The 16,382-nt window shown below is 72.7% G+C and carries 9 protein-coding genes; 2 read left to right on the top strand and 7 right to left on the bottom strand.

What is annotated here, in order from left to right; genetic code table 11:
- Positions 1-12: 12 nt before the first annotated feature.
- On the bottom strand, positions 13-753 hold the full coding sequence (locus F9C11_RS22070; protein WP_409186777.1) for a hypothetical protein: 741 nt from the start codon (positions 751-753) through the stop codon (positions 13-15).
- 109 nt (positions 754-862) lie between these two features.
- The gene (locus F9C11_RS22065) at positions 863-2,506 is read right to left on the bottom strand and encodes a DUF6801 domain-containing protein (protein ID WP_409186776.1); all 1,644 of its coding nucleotides are present in this window, start codon (positions 2,504-2,506) and stop codon (positions 863-865) included.
- Between the two features lie 254 nt (positions 2,507-2,760).
- Here F9C11_RS22065 and F9C11_RS22060 point away from each other — a divergent pair, with 254 nt between their 5' ends.
- Together F9C11_RS22060 and F9C11_RS22055 are read left to right on the top strand one after the other, a co-directional pair.
- Positions 2,761-3,696 carry an ATP-binding cassette domain-containing protein gene (locus F9C11_RS22060; protein WP_409186775.1) on the top strand — a complete coding sequence of 312 codons (936 nt, stop codon included), beginning with the start codon at positions 2,761-2,763 and terminating at the stop codon, positions 3,694-3,696.
- Positions 3,693-4,526 carry an ABC transporter permease gene (locus F9C11_RS22055; RefSeq protein ID WP_409186774.1) on the top strand — a complete coding sequence of 278 codons (834 nt, stop codon included), beginning with the start codon at positions 3,693-3,695 and terminating at the stop codon, positions 4,524-4,526. The genes F9C11_RS22060 and F9C11_RS22055 overlap by 4 nt, the downstream gene beginning before the upstream one ends.
- Here F9C11_RS22055 and F9C11_RS22050 read toward each other — a convergent pair.
- Genes F9C11_RS22050 through F9C11_RS22030 form a run of 5 tightly spaced genes read right to left on the bottom strand, consistent with a single transcriptional unit; the run spans position 4,523 to position 16,299 of the window.
- Complete coding sequence (locus F9C11_RS22050; RefSeq protein ID WP_409186773.1) at positions 4,523-5,665, bottom strand: glycosyltransferase; 1,143 nt, start codon at positions 5,663-5,665, stop codon at positions 4,523-4,525. The two genes, F9C11_RS22055 and F9C11_RS22050, sit on opposite strands and share 4 nt — an antisense overlap.
- Positions 5,641-6,417, bottom strand: a complete 777-nt coding sequence (locus F9C11_RS22045) for an alpha/beta fold hydrolase (protein WP_409186772.1) — start codon at positions 6,415-6,417, stop codon at positions 5,641-5,643. The genes F9C11_RS22050 and F9C11_RS22045 overlap by 25 nt, the downstream gene beginning before the upstream one ends.
- A complete protein-coding gene (locus F9C11_RS22040) occupies positions 6,405-6,695 on the bottom strand; it encodes an acyl carrier protein (RefSeq protein WP_238605367.1) in 291 nt (96 codons plus the stop codon). Before F9C11_RS22040 ends, F9C11_RS22045 begins: the two co-directional genes overlap by 13 nt.
- The gene (locus F9C11_RS22035; protein ID WP_409186771.1) at positions 6,692-10,537 is read right to left on the bottom strand and encodes a beta-ketoacyl synthase N-terminal-like domain-containing protein; all 3,846 of its coding nucleotides are present in this window, start codon (positions 10,535-10,537) and stop codon (positions 6,692-6,694) included. Before F9C11_RS22035 ends, F9C11_RS22040 begins: the two co-directional genes overlap by 4 nt.
- Positions 10,531-16,299, bottom strand: coding sequence for an SDR family NAD(P)-dependent oxidoreductase (locus F9C11_RS22030; protein WP_409186770.1), 5,769 nt, complete (start codon positions 16,297-16,299; stop codon positions 10,531-10,533). The genes F9C11_RS22035 and F9C11_RS22030 overlap by 7 nt, the downstream gene beginning before the upstream one ends.
- Positions 16,300-16,382: the final 83 nt, after the last annotated feature.

The following is a 16,382-nucleotide window of genomic DNA, read 5'->3' as shown; positions in this document are numbered from 1 at the left end:
CCAACAGCGTCGTCACGACGCCGTCCCGCATCCGTTCGGACCGGAGCTGCCGACGCAGCGGAGCACCAGATCGGTCACCAAGGTGTTGCCCGGGCCGGAAACCAGCCCGGTGAACAAGCGGCTGAGGTCCTCGCGGCCGACGCAGCCGGCGAACGGCGGCGTCGTGAACGTGGTCGTCACCTTCGCCGGCGGAGCGGGGAAAGCCAGCGGCAGCAAGGCTTTCAGCGTCACCTCCGCGGGTTGCGCGGTGCGGCAGTCCGGGCCGACGTCGAGCGGCTTGCCGTCCACTTTGACGTTCGACAGCTTGACGAAGACCTTCGCGGTGACCTCGGAATCGGCGCAGAGGTTGGTCTGCGTCTTCTTGCAGTTGGTGTCCTTGCCGGTCAGCACCTGGGTGCTGCCGGTGACGTCGCCGGCCGGGACGAGTTCGACCGTGGCGGTGGCCGGCATGAACCGGAACGCGACGAAATAGCTTTCGGTCACCGGGATGCTGAGCTTGCCGGTCAACGGGACGCGGCCGCTGAGGCCGAGCAGGGCGCCGTCGAACCGGCCCTGCGGGAAGCTGATCTCCGAACCGAGCTTCGCGACGCGGCTGGTGGTCGGCTGCTGCGCGTCGCCGACATAGAAGCCGACCGGGAAATTAGCGGCGGCCGGTGCTGGCGCGGTGTCGCCGGGCGCGGCTTGCGCGGAGCCCAGCGACAACGCGGCCAGCACCAGTACCAGCGGCAGCGAGAACCGGGTCAGCGCAGACATTCGGACTTCCTCATCGAAGACGTTCCTCCCGAAGCTACTGACGATTCTCGTTGCGGCACAGGGGTTTCCGTGTTCTTGTCACGCCGGTCGGCGTTTTCGCGGGCGCACTTCACCTCCGCGTGAGCGTCACGTCCAGTTTGTTGCCCGGACCGGAGGCGAGATCGGTGATCAGGCCGGTGAGGAAACCGCAGCCGGTGAACGCCGGGACGGTGTAGGTCGCGGTCAGCTTGCCGCCCGCGGCGGGGTCGAACCCGGGCGCCGAGGAGAGCGGCACGTCGGCCGGGGTTCGCGTGCGGCACGAGTCCGAGCTCAGGATCGGGAAGCCGAACAGCCGCACCTTGGCGAGCCGGACGTCCACCTTCGCGTTCGCCTTGGCTGTACCGCCGGAGAACGTGCCGTCGATCGGGCCTGCCTGGCTCAGCTTGACCGTCGCGGAGGCCGGGAGGAAGCCGAACAACAGGAAGTAGACGTCCGATGTGGGCAAGGCGAACTGGGCGTCGAACTTGCCCGCGGCCGCGTCGAGTTTCGCTTCGAGCCGCCCGGGGCCGAGGGGCAGGGTGGCGCGGAGTTGCTTGAGCGTGGTCTTGCCGCGGAGCGAGTAGGTGAATTTCGTGGTGCTCGGCGGGGTCGTGGTGGGCTGGGTCGTCGGTTCCGTGGATTGCGTCGGCGAGGTCGGCGAGGTCGGCTGAGTCGGCGAGGTCGGCTGGGTCGGTTGCGTGGGCTCGGTGGATGAGGTCGGTGGGGTCGGGGACGTGGGCTGGGTGGGCTCAGTCGAGGACGTGGGCTGCGTGGGCGAAGTGGGCTGGGTCGGTTCGGTGGACGACGTGGGTTGCGTCGGCGAGGTCGGCTGCGTGGGCTCGGTGGACGACGTCGGCTGCGTGGGGGAAGTCGGCTGGGTCGGCTCGGTGGACGACGTTGGCTGGGTTGGCGAAGTCGGCTGGGTCGACGTCGGTTGCGTCGAGGTGGGCTGGGTCGGTTGCGTGGGCTCGGTGGACGACGTCGGCTGGGTCGGGGACGTGGGCTGGGTCGGCTCGGTGGACGACGTCGGCGAGGTCGGCACGGTCGCCGAGGTAGACGAGGTAGACGAGGTCGGGGTGGACGAGGTCGGGGTCGTCGGGGTCGTGCTGGTTCCGCCGCCCGGCTTGATTTCGAAGGTGCCCAGCTGCTGGTTCTGTCCCGGGACGGCGACGCAGTCCGAGGTGAACGTGCCGAGGTCGGTCGGCTGGCCGGAGGCGGTGCGCGGCGTCATCGTCGTGCTGAAGTTCCCGACGGTCACCGACGCGGTACCGGCGCTGGGGAAGGTCACGGCCGGGGCCTGGCCGCTCGTCTTGACGTGGAACGCGCCGGAAGGCGGCACCTGCGTCGACGGGATGGTCAGCGGCAGGCCGAGGTTCAGCGTTTTGTCGACGGGGTACTTGAGCTGGGCCGCCGCCTTGGCCGAGCCGTCCAGCGTCGTCGCGCCGACCAGGGCGAGCCCTTCGGTGGCGGTTTCCGGGACGGTGACGTCCACGTCGAACTTGATCGGGGTGGACGCCGAGCCCGCGACGGCGTTGTCCGGCAGGTTGGTGTCGATCTTCACCGCGAGCACCTGGTCGCCGATGAGCGGGAACGGGCAGGTGTAGTTCAGGGTCAGGCTGGCCGGCGCGGCCTGGGACAGCCCGGCCCCGGCCAGCGTCGCGGCCGCCGCGGCGCTCGCGACGGTCAGGACGGCCAGCGCACCGGCCGCTTTTCTCGGCTTCCACGGAAACTTCACGACTCGTCACCTCGGGGAATCGGGACAATGTTTCCGGAAAATACCTCCGGGATTGCCGCCACAACAACTGACGGGCAATTTCTTGTCACCCCGGTCGGAGTGCCCGGAAAAGAAAAGGGTCACCGGCTTCAGTACTTGTCACGCGCGTGCTATTCGCCGCACGGGAAACTGTTACGCGCAGGACAGCCGGCCGCTGGCTCCTTGCTTTTCCCAGCCGCGGCTCGTTACGTTGCGGGGAAAGGGAAGGAGCGGCCATGCGCCCGCCGGTCATCGCCGTGACGGACCTCGGCAAAAAGTACCGCGAAGTCACCGCGCTCGCGGGAATCAGCCTCACCGTCGCCCCGGGGACGGTGCTCGCGATTCTCGGGCACAACGGCGCCGGGAAAACCACTTTGATCGACATTCTCAGCACGCGGACCCGGCCGACCTCGGGCACCGCCCGGGTCTGCGGGCACGACGTCGTCCGGCGCGGGAGGGCGATCCGGCGGCGGATCGGGGTCACCGGGCAGTTCGCCGCGGTCGACGACGCCCTTTCCGGACGCGGGAATCTGGTGCTGATCGCACGGCTGCTGGGCGCGAACCCGGCGCAGGCACGGGCGCGGGCCGCCGAGCTGATCGCGTCGTTCGGGCTCGAGGACGCGGCGGACCGGCCGGCCGGAACCTACTCCGGCGGCATGCGGCGGCGGCTCGACCTGGCCGCGGGCCTGGTGGGCGCACCGGAGGTGCTGTTCCTCGACGAGCCGACGACCGGGCTCGACCCGGTGAGCCGGGCCGGGCTGTGGACCGTCGTCGGGGACCTGGCCGCGCGCGGCACCACGATCGTGCTGACCACCCAGTACCTCGAAGAGGCGGACCGGCTGGCCGACCACGTCGTCGTGCTCGGGCTCGGCCGGATCACCGTCTCGGGCACGCCCGCCCAGCTCAAAGCGCGGTTCGGCAGCCGGACCGCGACGCTGACCCTCGGCAGCGAACTCACCGTGCGGCGCGCGGCGGACGCGGTGTCCCGCCTCGGCCTGCCGGCGGGCCGTGCCGGGCAGACGCTGACCGTCCCGCTGCGCGGCCCCGGCGACGTCACGATGCTGGTGCGCGCGCTCGACGCGGCCGAAGCCCCGCTGCGGGACCTGACGGTGACCGAACCGACGCTCGACGACGTGTACCTGTCCCTGCACGCGACGGCGACGGGCTCGTGACGCAGTCCCGCCACCGCGCGCCGGCCGCGAGCCTCGCCGATCCGCCGACGTGGCCGGAAACCAGCTTCCGGACACAGGTCCGCGTGCTCGCCGCGCGCTCGCTGCGCACCGCGTTCGGCGACTGGCGGCTGGTCTTCTTCGGCTTGCTGCAACCGGTGGTCCTGCTGCTGCTGTTCAGCCAGGTGTTCAGCGGGGTCGGCGCGCTGCCGAGCGTCGCGGCTTACCAGGGATACGTGAACTTCCTGGTGCCGGCGACGCTGGTCAACATCTCGATGACGACCGCGATGAGCTCGGGAGCGGGCCTGCTGGCGGAAATCTACGGCGGCTTCACCGCGCGGCTGCGCTGCCTGCCGATCTCGTTGTCCTCGGTGCTGGTGGCCCGCACCGTCGCCGATTCCGCGCGGCTGGCCGTGCAACTGGTCGTGACCTCGGCCGCGAGCGTGCTGTTCCTCGGCTTCCGCCCGGCGGGCGGGGTGCTCGGGCTGAGCCTGGCGCTGCTGCTGACGCTGGTCGTGGGCTGGTGCCTGAGCTGGGTGTTCGTCGCGATCACGACGTGGCTGCGCAAGGCGGAAACGCTGCAGGCGGCGTCGTTCGTGGTGATGTTCCCGCTGATGTTCTCCTCGAGCGCGTACATGCCGCTGGACTCGATGCCGCACTGGGTCCGCACGGTGTCGGCGGTGAACCCGCTGACGTACGCGATCGACGCGACCCGGGCGCTGGCGTTGAACCGCCCGATCGGCTGGTCGGTCGCGGCGGCACTCGCGATCGCAGGGGTGGCTGCGGTGGCGGGGGCCGCGTTGGCCGCGCGCACGTTCCGCGACCGCGGTTAGCCCGCCGAGCCCAGACCCTCCAACCGGGCCGCCGCCTCCGGCGCTCCCCCAGCCGCGGCGAACGACGCGCCGATCCGTTCCGCACCCTCGCGGTATTTCGGAGCCGATTCGATCGCGTCCCGGATGTCCGCCGCCCGCGCACGGTCGAACCGCAGCCGAACCCCCGCCTGCGCCGCCACTACCTGCTGGGCCAGCATCGACTGGTCGTCCCGGATAGGCGCCAGCACCAACGGCAGCCCGGCCGCCAGGGCTTCGCACACCGTGTTGTGTCCGCCGTGGCAGACCACCACCGACGCCTGCGCGAACACCTCGACCTGCGGAATCCGCCACGCCAGAGCGACCTCCTCGCTTTCCAGCGTGCCTGTCGGATCGACCACCAAGCCCTGGACGTCCGGCATTCCGGCCAGCGCGGCGACGCTTTCGGCGAGAAACCGTTGTCCCGCCGAAGCATTGGACGTTCCCAACGTGACGACCACCAGCGGCCTAGTGTCCACAAAGGACCGAGCGGAGCCGTTGGAGGCCGGGGGGAGGATCGGGCCGACATAACACACCGGCGCCGCCACCCGCGCCTGTCCGGCCAAGGCCCGCGTCGTGAAGGCCAGCACCAGGTGCGGCGAGAACCGCAGGTCGGCGACGCGGGCTCCGTGTCGTGCGCACAGTCTCGTCTGGAGTCCGGTCACCCAGGACGCGATTCTCGGCATCGACGCGAGCGGATCGGCCAGTTCGGTGGACGTGGAGGCCGACGTCGCCCACGGCAGCCCGCCTCGCGCGGCGACCAGCGCGCCCGCCAGCGCCTGCTGGTCGGCCACCACGACGTCGGGGCGGAAGGCGTCGACGGCGAACTGGACTCCGGGGACCATCGCGTCCGCGAGCGGCACCAGATACGACTCCCAGAGATATTTCAGCGCGGCGAACCCGCGCAGTTCGGGAGGCCGCAGCGCCACCGAGAACGGCCGGGAGTCCCCCGCCGCGAACACCTTTCCGGGGACCAGCGCGGACACTTCCGGCGAAGGACCGCACCAGGCCACCTCGTGGCCGCGGGAGGAAAGCTCCGCCGCCACCCCGCGCAGCGGCGCGATGTGCCCGGCCAGCGGCGGGACGACCAGCAGGAACCTCATGCCGAATGCCGTCCGATCCATTCCAGCACCAGCTTGCGCACCTCGCGATGCTGTTCCACGAGCACCGAATGCCCCTGCCCTTCGAACACGTGCAGCTCGCCGCGCGGCAGCATCGAGGTCAGCGCTTCGAGGTCGTCGGCCTGGTAGCCGTGGCTGCCCAGCACGGACAGCACCGGACAGCCGATCGCCGCCACCTGCTCCCAGGTGAGCAGCGGCCCGAGCGGCACCTCCTCGGCCATCTTCGTGGACATGATCCGTTCGGCGGCCAGCCGCGCCAGCCGCCGGTGGTGCGCGCTGAAGTTCGCCTCGATCCAGGCGAAGCTCTCCTCCGCCTGAAGGAAGCGCACGGTGTGCGCGAGGATTTCGCTCATCTTCCCGGCCCACGCCTCGGTCGCGGGCTCCGATTCGATGCACACGATGCTGCGGACCCGCTCCGGATTGGCGGCCGCGTAGCTGTAGGCGAGCGTCCCGCCGAAGCTGTTGCCCACCAGGTGCACCGGCCGCTCGATGCCGAGCTGGCGCAGCAGGTCGTCGAGGTCGGCGACGAAGTCGGCCAGCGTGTAGCCCCGCTCCGGCCGCTCGGTCTTGCCGTGGCCGCGCAGGTCGTAGCTGACCACGTCGATGCCCGCGGCCGCGACCGGAGGCGCCAGCGTCAGGTAGAAGCTCGCGAGGCTGTCGGTTCCCATGCCGTGCAGGAACACCACGGTCTCGGCGCCGCCGGCGCGGACGAGCTGCACGTTGGTGCGCAGCCCGTTCACCGTCATCGTGGGCACGTGCGCTCCCCCACGAACCGGGCGATGTCGCCGACGGTCAGCCCGATGACGTCGTCGAGATCCTTCTCCGCCAGGTACTCGGCGAGGTTGACGTCCTCGCCGAAGTGCTCGGCCAGGATGCTCGCGAAGGTCACCAGGTCGATGCTTTCCAGTTGCAGGTCCTCGTGGAACGTCGTGTCGGGAGTGATCTCGACGCCGAGCACGTCGGCGTCTCCGACCAGCTCGCCGAGCAGTTCCGCGACGACGTCGAAGACGGCCGAGGCGTGGTCGATGGTCATGTCGTGCTCCTGAGTTGTGCGATGGCGGTGTCCCCGTTCAGCTCGACGGAGACGGCGAGGTCCGGCAGCCGGCGGCCGCGACCGGAGACCCGGCCGTCGGCGTGCACGCGGATCTCCGCCGGGTAGACCGGTTCGGCCAGCTCCGCGCGCACGGCGTCCTTCGCCGCGATCCGGGTCAGCAGCCAGCCGCGTTGCTCGCGCGGCGCCACCGCGGCGAATTCGGCCCGTTCCTCGGCGGCGAGGTAGACACCGGCGTAGATCTCGCGCGCGGCGACGGTCGGCCAGCGGTCGGTGACGGACACGCGCCCGCCGTCCAGCCGCTCGGAAAGCAGGTGCCGGTCCGGGAAGGCGTACACGCGATGGGCCGCGCGGTCGCACGGGAACCGGACGTCCCGCCAGCCTTCGATCGTCGCGAGCACCCGGCCGTCGCGCACCAGCTCGGCGTCCATCTCCAGGACGTCGGGCCGGGGCAGCCGGGTCCGCACCAGGCACTCGACCCGGGCGCCCGGCGCGGGTTCCGGGCCGTGCCAGGTGATCCGGCCGATCGAGCGGGGGAAGGCGAGCAGGCCGTCGGACCGGGTCGCCATCAGCCAGCAGCCGAGCAGCTGGCCCACGTTGTCGAGCAGCCCGCCGGGCGCGGACGGGACCACCAGCTCGCCCCGGATGTGCTGTTCGCCGAGACCGGTCAACCGGGCCAAGCCCTGGTACGCCGGACCGTGGAACATCTCGCGGCGCGCGTAGATCTCGGCCGCGGGCAACGGCGGCGGCGTCTCCGGCGCGGGGATTCCGGCGCGCGGCGGCGGTGGCGGGAACGAGCCCAGCTCGACGGTCAGCAGCGCGTACGGTCCAATCTCGACAGTCACCTGGTCGCCCCGGCGGCTGAGCGACAGCGGCGCCTTCCGCGCCGGAGCGGCGATCAGCCACCGCGAGAACACCGCGTCGCGCACCGTTGCCGCCGTCGTGCCCGGCCACGCCCGTTCGACCGCCCGGCAGGCGAGGTCCACCAGCGTCGTCGCGGGCACCACCGGCCGGAAGTCGGTCTCGTCCGGCCACCCGGCGCTCTGCCGGAAGAACCGGTGGTCGCGCAGGTACGGCATCGCGGCGAGCGATACGTCCACAGTGGACTCCACCGGCCGCTGGACGGCCGCCGCGACGACGTCCGCCGCGGTCCGGCGGGTCTGGTCGAGCAGCGCGGCGAACTCCGCGGCGATCGCCCCGTTCACGCCCGCGGGCAGGTCCGGCACGTGCCGGTCGCCGAGCAGGCCGCGCGCCCGCTCCCCCAGCGACAGCAGCGGCCGTCCGGTGTTCAACCGGATCCGCCGCGGTTCTACGGCCGCGAAATCGGGTGCGCCGCCTTCGGTCCACAACGCCGTGGCGACCCGGCGAAGCTGGGCGAGCCCGGAGCGCGTGCCAGACCCGGCCGCGACGACCAGGTGCCGCCGGTCGCCGAGCGTGTCGGCGACGAACGAGCCCAGCTGCCCGGCGCCGACCTGGACGAACACGCGGAACCCGGCGTGGTGCAGGGCCTCGGTCAGCTCGCGGAACCGGACCGGGCGCACGAGATGCTCCAGGTACAGCTCGCGGATCGCGTCCGGCTCGGCGGGATACGGCCGCGCGGTGGTGGCCGACCACACCGGCACCGTGGGTTCGCGCAGGTCCAGTTCCGCGGCGAGGCGGGCGAACGGGGCCAGATGCGGGCGCAGCAAAGGCGTGTGGAAACCCGACCGGAACGGCAGGGTCCGGGCCACGATTCCCTTGCCGCGGCACGACTTCGCGAACGTCGCCACCGCGTCCGGCGGGCCGCACACGATCGTCTGCTGTGCCGCGTTTTCGTGGGAGAGCACGAGATCCGCGGGGAGCAGTTCGGCCGCGCGCCCGGCTGAGCAGCCCAGCACCAGGTAGTCCGCGGCGGGCAGCTCGAAGCCTTCCGGCCAGTACCGGTCCAGCAGATCCGGCTCCGGCCGGTACATCCCGGCGGCCTGCATCGCGGTCCACTCGCCCGCGCTGTGCCCGGCGAGCGCGTCCGGGCGGATCGCCAGCCGCCGCAACGCCTGGTCGAGCACGAGCCCGGCCGCCGACACGCTCGCCGCGCGGGCCGGCACGTTCGCCGTCGACCAGCGCGGCCGGTCGAGCCCGAAGTGCCGGGCGACGTCGGCGAGGCGCGGTTCGGCGTCCGCTTCCAGCCCGGGGTACAGGAACACGGTCTTCCCGTGCGGCAGCAGCGGGTCGGTGGTGCACCAGAGGTCGGCGCTGTGCCATGGCCGGCCGGTGGCCGCGACCTTTCCGAGCACCTTGCGCGCCATGGCCAGTTTGCGCTCGTCCGGGCCGACGATCCCGATCCGGCACCGCCCGTCCCCCGGCTCGCCCGGCTCCCCCGGCCGGTCGAGCCGTTCCAGCAGTTCCTCCGGCGAGTTCGCGGCCAGCCGCAGCACGCGCTCCGGCTCGGTGACGCGCGCTTTGCGTTTCGGCGCCGGGTCGCCCGCCTCCACCACCAGGTGCGCGTTCACGCCGCCGAACCCGAACGCGCTGACCGCGGCCACGCGCGGCAATTCGCCCCACGGCTCCGCTTCGGCCAGCACGCGGAACCGCGTTTTGTCGAGCAACGGGTTCGGGTCGCCGCAGTGCAGGGTCGGCGGAAGCACCTCGTGGTGCAGTGCGAGCGCCACCTTGACCAGCCCGGCGACCCCGGCCGTCGACAGCGTGTGGCCGATCATCGACTTGACCGAACCGAGCACGGCGCGCGGACCGCTGGTCGTGCCGAACACCTCGGCGACGGTGGTCAACTCGGCCGCGTCCCCGGCGGGGGTGGCCGTGCCGTGCGCCTCCAGCAGGCCGATTCCCGCGGGGTCCATGCCCTCCCAGGCCCGGCGCAAGGCGAGGGTCTGGCCCGCGACGGACGGGCTGAGCAAGCTCGCGCCGCGGCCGTCGCTCGACGTGCCGCTGCCCCGGAGCACGGCATACACGCGGTCGCCGTCGCGGCGGGCGTCGGCCAGCCGCTTGAGCACGACGATCGCGGTGCCCTCCCCGATCAGCATTCCGTCGGCCTCGCGCGAGAACGGGCTGATCCGCTGGCTCGGCGACAGCGCGCCGAGCTGGGTGAACAGCGACCAGAGCGTGTCGTCGTGCGTTTGGTGCACGCCGCCGGCCAGGACGGCGTCGCAGCGGCCCCGGGCCAGTTCCCCGATCGCCTGGTCGACCGCGACCAGCGACGACGCGCACGCGGCGTCGACGGTGTAGGCCGGGCCGCCGAGGTCGAGCCGGTTGGCCACCCGGGCCGCGGCGAGGTTGGGGACCAGCCCGGCGGCGGTCTCCGGCCGGAACTCGCCCAGGGTTTCGCGCAGCGCCGTGCGCAGCCGGTCGAGCACGTCCGGCCCGGCGGACGGGACCAGCTCGCCGACCGTGCGGGCGATCTGCCGGACCGTGCGGACCCGCTGGTCGAACCCTTGCAGGCCCGGCGAAAGATAACCGCCGCGGCCGAGCACGACGCCGATCCGTTCGGGGTCGCCGAGCCCGCCGAGGCCGCCCGCGTCGTCCACCGCGGCCGCGGCGACCGCGAGCGCGGTGAGCTGGTCCGGCTCGATGCCGGTCAGGGAGGTCGGCGGCACGCCGTGGGCGGCCGGGTCGAATTCGAGCGTGTCCGGAGCGAACCCGCCCCGGCGGCCGTGCGTGCGGTCCGGCGCGGAACCGTCCTGCCCGTGGAACGCCGGATCGCGGCGATCGTCCGGAATCTCGGTGACGGCGTCGGCGCCTTCGACGAGGTTCCGCCAGTATTGGTCCACAGTGGACGCACCGGGCAGGAACACGCCCATCCCGACGATCGCGACCGGTTCCTGCCTCACCACAGCGATGCCGTGTACAAGACGGCGCGATCGGTTCCGTAGGCGAGTTCGCGCAGCAGCGCCGCGACGCCCTCGTCCGGGTCGAGCAGCGCGACCTCACGGCGCTCGTACTCGCGGGCCAGCTCCGGCGACACCATCCCGCCGTGGCCGCCGTCCGGGGCCCACGGTCCCCAATGGACAGTGACCGCCCGGCCGGGCCAGCTCGTGCTCAGCGATTCCAGCACGTCGTTCGCCGCGGCGTAGTCGGTCTGGCCGCGGTTGCCGAGCACCGCGGCGATGCTGCCGAAGAAGGCGACGAAGCCGGGTTCGACGCCGAATTCCGTCAACGCCGAGAGCAACGCCCGCGCACCGTCCGCTTTGGTCTCGAAAACGGTGCGGAACGACTGCTCGTCCTTGTCCGCCATGAGCTTGTCGTCGATCACGCCCGCGGCGAAGACCACGCCGTCGATCCGGCCGTGCCGCGCCACGAGGTCTTTGACGAGCTGGTGCACGGCGTTCGCGTCGCAGACGTCGAGCGGCTGGTACGCGGGGTCGCCGCCCGCGGCGCGTATCTCGTCGAGCGTGCGGCCGATCTCGCGCTGCGCCAGAACGGTCCGCACCCGGCGTTCGATGTCGGACACCGACCCGCCGCGCCCGGCGAGCACGGCCCGCATCGCGGCGGGATCGGCGGGCAGGTCGTCGGGTTCGCCGGGCCACGGGGTGCGGCCGGCGAGTTCGAGCCGGCAGCCGGACCCGGCGAACGCGACCGCCGCGCGGGCGGTGATCCCGCGGGCCCCGCCGACGAGCAGCACCAGGGAATCCGGCCCGAGGTTCAGCGCGGCGAGTTCGCCGCCGCCCGGCCCGGCCCCGGAATAGGCCAGCGAGCCGAGGTCCTGGGGCCGCGGTTCGAGGGTGAAGCGGCCGTCGCGGTCGTGGCAGACGACGGACGGCCCGTCGCTGCGGGCTTCGTCGACCAGCACCTTCGCGCGGTCCTGTGCGACCTCGACGAGCCGGGTGGTCCCCTCGCGTTCCAGCGCGGCCGAGCGGACCAGGCCGCGAAGCCCGGCCGCGCCCGGTTCCGCCGCGATCAGGACGTCTCCGCGCACTGCCTTGAGCCGGGCGAACAGCTCGGGGGCCTCGACGCCGTCGGCGAGCAGCACGGTGAGGTCCGCGGCACCGGTGCCGATTTTCGCTCCGGCACCGGCGAAAGCCTCGCGCACGGACTCGTCGTCGCCCAGCACCGCCACGGACTTTCCGCGCAGCCGCGCGGGATCCGGGTCGAGCGGGACCGCCGTTCTGGCCAGCCGGTACCGTTTCGGCGCGGCGGCCTTCGCGGCGGGCGACAGCCAGCTCTCCAGGTGCGCGGCGAGGGCGTTCGCGGTCCGGTCGCGGCTGAGCTGGTCGGTGCGGTCGTCGGCGGGCAAGCCCAGCTTGCCCAGCAGGGTTCCGGCGATCTCGGTCCGCTTGATCGAGTCGATCGACAGGTCCGCCTCGAGGTCGAGGTCGCCCGCGATCATCTCCGCCGGGTAGCCGGTGCGTTCGCCGATCACGCCGATCACCGTCGCCAGCACGTCCTCCGGAGCTGCCGCGCGCTCGGCGGGTTCCGCTTCCTCGACCACCACCGGGGCCGCCGCCGGCGCCAGGGCCGGAGCGGCCGGAACAGGTGCGACCGGCGTCGAACCCAGGTAGCCGAGCAACACGTCCCGTTGCGCCGCGACGAGTTCGCGGGCGGTGCGCAGGAAGTCGACGACCGCTTGGTCGCGGCTGGGGGCGGGTTCGGTCATCGCGGTGCTCCGTATCCGTCGGGCAGGCGGGAGGGCGGGAACTTCGGCGCCGGGCGCGCGGACGGACCGGCCGTCGACGGCCCAGGCGGTGGCGGCGGGTTCGGGGCGCGGCGGCCGGGCCAGCCGTTCGGTGCGCACGGCCACGCCCGCTTGTGCGAGGCGGGACAACGCGGTCAGGAACCCGTTGAGATCCGGTCCGCAGGCGACGGCGGTGTGCGGGCGGTCCCCGAGGATTTCCGCCACCAGCCCGGTCAGCACCCGGCCGGGCCCGACCTCGACGAACGTCCGCGCGCCTGCGGCGTACATCGCTTCGATCTGGTCGAGGAACCGGACGGGCGCGCCGATCTGCGCGGCGAGTTCGCCGCGGACGTTGTCCTCGTAGGGCCGGGCGGTCCGGTTCGACCACACCGGCAGCCGGGGCGCCGAAAGGTCCTCCCCGGCGAGCGCGGCGGCGAAGACGTCGCCCGCTCCGGCGACCAGCGGGCTGTGGAACGCGCAGGCCACGGGAATCCGCTTGGCCGCGATCCCGGTCTCCCGCAGCCGCCGGACCGCCCGCTCCACCGCGGGAACCGGTCCGGACAGCACGCTCTGCCCGGGCGCGTTGTGGTTGGCCACCACGACGTCCGGGCCGATCAGCGTCGGGGTGAGGACGTCGCGCGACGCCTTGGCCGCGGCCATCGTGCCGGGCGCGGCGACGTCGGCGATGGCGTTCGCGCGGGCCTGGCTGAGCCGCACGAGCGTCTCGGGGTCGAACGCGCCCGCGACCGACAAGGCGACCAGCTCGCCGTAGCTGTGCCCACCGAGGAGGTCCGGCCGGACGCCGACCTGGTCCAGCAGCCGCGCCACCGCCGTTTCGACCAGCCCCAGCGCGGGCTGCGCGACGCGGGTGTCCGTCAGCGCGTTCTCTTGTGCGGCAAGGGAATCGGGCTCGAACGCTTTCGGAGGGAAGGCGGTGGCGGCGACCTCGGGGGCGAGACGCAGGAGGTCGGCCAGCTCGGGAAAGTGCACGAACAGCTCGGCGAGCATGCCGACGCGCTGGCTGCCTTGGCCGGGGAACAGGAACGCGACCTTGCCGGGATCGGCCGCGGCGGTGGCGATTCCGGCCAGGATCTCCGCGGTTCCGGCGGGCCAGTCGCGGAGCCCATGCCGCCGGTCGGGGGCGACCGGGCCCGCGCCGAGCACGGCGTGGAAATTGGTGCCGCCGAAGCCGAACGCGCTCACTCCGGCCAGCCGGGCCGGCGCCGCCCACGGCCGGGCCGAGGTCGTGAAGGAGAACGGGCTGGCCGCCGCGTCCCAGGCCGGGTTGGGCTTCGCCAGGTGCAGGGTCGGCGGGACGACCTCGTGCCACAGCGCGAGCACCGCCTTGATCAGCCCGGCCAGCCCGGCCGCACATTTCGTGTGGCCGATCTGGCTCTTGACCGAGCCGAGCGCGCAGGAACCGGGCTCGGCCCCGGCCTCGGCGAAGAAACGCGTCAACGTGCGCAGTTCGGTCGCGTCGCCGACGACCGTGCCGGTGCCGTGCGCCTCCACCAGCCCGACGTCCGCTGGGGACACTCCGGCGTCGCGGTAGGCCCGTTCCAGCGCGCGGGCCTGTCCCTCCGGGCGCGGCGCGGTGAGCCCCAGCGCCTTCCCGTCGCTCGCCGCGCCCACCCCCTTGACCACGGCGTAGATCCGGTCGCCGTCGCGTTCGGCGTCGGCGAGCCGTTTGAGCACCAGGCAGGCGACGCCCTCGCCGAGCGCGATGCCGTCGGCGTCCGCGTCGAACGGACGGCACCGCCCGGTGGGCGAGAGCGCGCCGGCGGCGGTGAACATCAGGTAGTCGTGGATGCCGTTGTGCAGGTCGACCGCGCCGCACAGGACGAGCGAACTGGTTCCGGTGCGCAGTTCCTTGACCGCGAGATCCAGCGCGGCCAGCGAAGACCCGCAGGCGGCGTCGACGGTGTAGTTGGCTCCGCCGAGGTCGAGCCGGTTCGCGATCCGGCCGGAGATGACGTTGGCGAGCGTGCCGGGGAACGTGTCCTCGGTCGGCTCGGGCAGCTGGTCCCGGAGTTCGCGCGGGACCTCTTCGAAGTAGCCGTCGAGCAGCGAGCGCAGCGTGCCCGCGTTGGCGAGGTCGCCGCCTGCCTCGGCGCCGAAGACGACGCTCGTGCGTTCCCGGTCGAATTCCCGGTTTTCGTACCCGGCGTCGGCGAGCGCGCGGCGCGCGATCTCCAGCGACACGAGCTGCGCCGGGTCGATGCTGCTCATCGCGGACGGCGGAATGCCGTAGTCCAGCGGGTCGACCGGCAGCGGCGGCAGGAAGCCGCCCCACTTCGACGTCGACTGTCCGAAGTAGACTTCCGGATCCCAGCGCTCGGGCGGCACCTCGGTCACCGAATCCGCGCCGCGCAGGATGTTCGACCAGAACGCGTCGAGGTCGGGTGCGCCCGCGAAGGCGCCGGCCATCCCGATGACCGCGATGTCCCGGCTCGAGGTTTCCGCGGCTTCGACGGGTCGCGCGAACGTCTGCCCGGAAGCGACTTCGGCGTGCAGCTCCGCGATCGTGGTCCGGCGGTCGCGCAGGACGGCGACCTCTCCAGCCAGGTACATCCCCTCGGAGAGCTGGGTTTGCGCGCTCAGCCGCGTTCCGTCGCGGCGCACGCCCTTGCTGGCGATCCGCAACCGTCCGGTGTTCAGCTCTTCGAGGCGTTGCCAGGCTTCCCGCGCCGGCACGTCGGACAGACTCGCCTTGAGCTGGCCGAATTCCGTCGTGTACGGGCTGAGCAGGCAGCGCGTGCGATGGCCTGGCGCGGTTTCGAGAGTGACGGTGGTGTCGGCGGCGAGCACGCATTCCTGGAACAGCCGGGTGATCGCGCCGTGCCGCACGGCTTCCTTGGTGAACAGGTACGCCGTGCCCAGCAAAACGCCCGCGCCGTCGATCGGGGCCGCCATCGCGGCGACCATCGCGGCCGAACGGGCGTCATGGATCCCGCCCGCGAACAACACCTCGACGTCCTTCTCCCCCGCGAGGACCGCCAGCTGTTCTTCCCACAACGCGAAGCTCGACCGCGGGCCGACGTGCCCGCCGCATTCGGCTCCCTCGAAGACGAACCGGCGCACTCCGGCGTCGAGGTACTGCCGGAGCAGGATCGGCGAGGGAACGTGCAGGAACGTCGCGATGCCCTCGGCCTCCAAAGCCTTGGCCTGCCCCGGTTTCCCGCCGGCGATCAGCACGCACCGCGGCCGGGCGGCCCGGATCCCGGCCAGCTGCTCGGCACGCAGGTCGTCGGGAACGAAGCCGAGGATGCCCGCGCCCCACGGCCGGTCGCCGAGCCGTTCGGCGGTGCCGCGCAACAGCTCCGCCGTGCGCGCGCCGTTCGCGGTGGCGACCGCGACGAAAGGAAACCCGCCCTCGTCCGCGACCGCGGCGGCGAACGCGGGCTGGTCGCTGACGCGCGTCATCGGGCCTTGCACGATCGGCAGCGCGGTGCCCAGCGTGCGGCACAACCGATCGCCCAGCGCGGGCGAGGGCAGCTCCGCCCCGATGATCCGGCGGACGCCTTCCTCGGTCGCGGACGGCAGGACCACCCCCGCCGCGCCTCCGGCGAGCGCGCCCACCGCGGTCCGCGTGCCCGCCACCCGGCCCCACACCGGAAGGTCGAACTTGCCCAGAAGCTGTTGCAGGAAAACGAAATCACTCAGGTCGCCGATACCGGCGACGAGCCCGAGCGCACCGCCGCGGACCGCTTCGGCGGCGGTCGCCGCGTCCGGCACCTCGGCAAGCGCGCCCTGCCACGGGGCTTTCGTCCGGATCGCGAAGGCCGCGCCCTCGGGCAACGGACCGTCCGTGCGCACGCCGTAAGGCACGCGGACCCGGGCCGCGACCAGGCGCAGCTCCACCGGGTCGGTCCCGTCGAGCACGCCCAATCCTCCTCCGCGCGCGACGGACGCCACCGTGTCGGGGTCGCCGACGCCCAGGCACCGCAGCCGTCGAGCGTGCGACGGCGGGACGAGCTCGACCATCGGCTGACCTCCTGTAGCGGGGCGGGCGGTGATCACCGCGGAACCGTTTACAGCAATAACGCATCGACTGCGGAAAAAGCAAT

This window comes from Amycolatopsis sp. VS8301801F10, from assembly GCF_046195355.1.
Lineage (GTDB): Bacteria > Actinomycetota > Actinomycetes > Mycobacteriales > Pseudonocardiaceae > Amycolatopsis.
This window is presented reverse-complemented; position numbering and strand designations above follow the sequence as displayed.

What these genes read in the sequence shown, in the direction of transcription:
- F9C11_RS22070 (WP_409186777.1), bottom strand. Translation starts at nt 753, where the DNA reads ATGTCTGCGCTGACCCGGTTCTCGCTGCCGCTGGTACTGGTGCTGGCC.
- F9C11_RS22060 (WP_409186775.1), top strand. Translation starts at nt 2,761, where the DNA reads ATGCGCCCGCCGGTCATCGCCGTGACGGACCTCGGCAAAAAGTACCGC.
- F9C11_RS22050 (WP_409186773.1), bottom strand. Translation starts at nt 5,665, where the DNA reads ATGGATCGGACGGCATTCGGCATGAGGTTCCTGCTGGTCGTCCCGCCG.
- F9C11_RS22040 (WP_238605367.1), bottom strand. Translation starts at nt 6,695, where the DNA reads ATGACCATCGACCACGCCTCGGCCGTCTTCGACGTCGTCGCGGAACTG.
- F9C11_RS22030 (WP_409186770.1), bottom strand. Translation starts at nt 16,299, where the DNA reads ATGGTCGAGCTCGTCCCGCCGTCGCACGCTCGACGGCTGCGGTGCCTG.